Annotated in this window: 1 protein-coding gene and 1 pseudogene; one reads left to right on the top strand and one right to left on the bottom strand. The window is 59.2% G+C overall.

The genetic code is table 11. The features are described 5' to 3' along the window. On the top strand, positions 1–924 hold a 924-nt coding region (locus tag EDF58_RS25730), incomplete at its 5' end, for an AraC family transcriptional regulator (protein ID WP_207913198.1). Between the two features lie 143 nt (positions 925–1,067). Here the strand turns inward: EDF58_RS25730 and EDF58_RS26255 are convergent. Continuing rightward, positions 1,068–1,263 (bottom strand): annotated as a pseudogene (locus tag EDF58_RS26255) (hypothetical protein); the annotation flags it as partial.

Raw genomic sequence — 1,263 nt, 5'->3', positions numbered from 1 at the left:
GATTCCCGGAACATGACTGATCTTGTCGAAATTGCGGCCGAGCTCGCGCCGCGGCATGGGTACAATTCGACTGGCCTTCCCGGCCTGCGCATCCTACGTTCGGAAGCCATGCTTGAGGACGTGCCGGTGCTCTACCGGCCCGGAGCCGTCTTTGTCTTACAAGGATCAAAGCAGGGATTTCTCGATGGCAATGTGTATCGCTACGATGCTGATCATTACCTCGCCATCTCGGTGCCCGTGCCATTTCGCATGGCCTCACAGGCGGATGCAGGCAGCCCCTTGGTCGCCCTCTATCTCGATTTCGACCTTCCTCTCGCGGCCGAGATCGCCGCAGTGATGGCCAAGGCGGACGCGTCGCACGCCCGCGAGCAAGCACGCAGTCTGGTTTCAAGTCCAATGGAGCCCTCCATTCGCGATGTACTGCGACGGTTGCTGGTGGCTCTGTATTCCCCGCAGGAGTGCGCTATCCTCGGTCCCGGGCTTATCCGTGAATTGCATTTTCGCGTGATGACGGGGCCGCAAGCTCGGCCGCTATTGGCCGCACTTCACCACGAAGGGGCGGCGGACCGGGTCGTGAAGAGCCTGTCAGAGATCCGCGAACGCTTTCACGAGAAACTTACCGTTCCCGCCCTGGCTAAGGCTGCGGGGATGAGTGTTGCTTCGTACCATTCCGGATTCAAGGCTCTCACCGGAAGTTCGCCCATTCAGTACATCAAGGCCATGCGCTTGCACGAGGCGCGCATGATGATCGCGCGGCGCGAAGCTCCCATAGCGACGGTCGCGATGCAGGTCGGCTATGCCAGCCCAGCGCAGTTCAGCCGGGATTTCAAACGTCATTTCCATCGCAATCCAAGCGATGAGGCCCTCTGGCTGCGTGAGCACATCGGCGAGGCCTCGCAGGTATGGGAAACTGCGACCAGATGACGCTGTTCACTGATCGTCGTGTGGACGGCAGCCCATGCCAAGACCTTCCGTTCACCTAACTTGCAAGCCCGTTCCGCTCTACGAACCTTGAAGCCAAATGCTCCTCCAGTTCGCTATGTCTTTGCGGCAGCGTCGCTGGTTTCTTAGTCAGAAGGATCGCTCGCGATTTCAAAAACAGTGTTCGCCATCGTAAGCCCGTTGACGATGAGCTCGACCTCATGGCAGCCGGGATGATGGCGCCGGGTGTGTTGAGTTGCACTGAGATGTGACCCGGGGAGTGTATAAATTTCCACTGAGAATTGACCCATGTTCCCCTGCTGTCCGGCTGACCGTCGGAGG

Origin of the sequence: Novosphingobium sp. PhB57 (assembly GCF_004342985.1) — a bacterium.
Classification (GTDB): Bacteria; Pseudomonadota; Alphaproteobacteria; order Sphingomonadales; family Sphingomonadaceae; genus Novosphingobium.
Note: the sequence above shows the minus strand (reverse complement) of the source record. Positions and strands in the feature narration are given on the sequence as shown.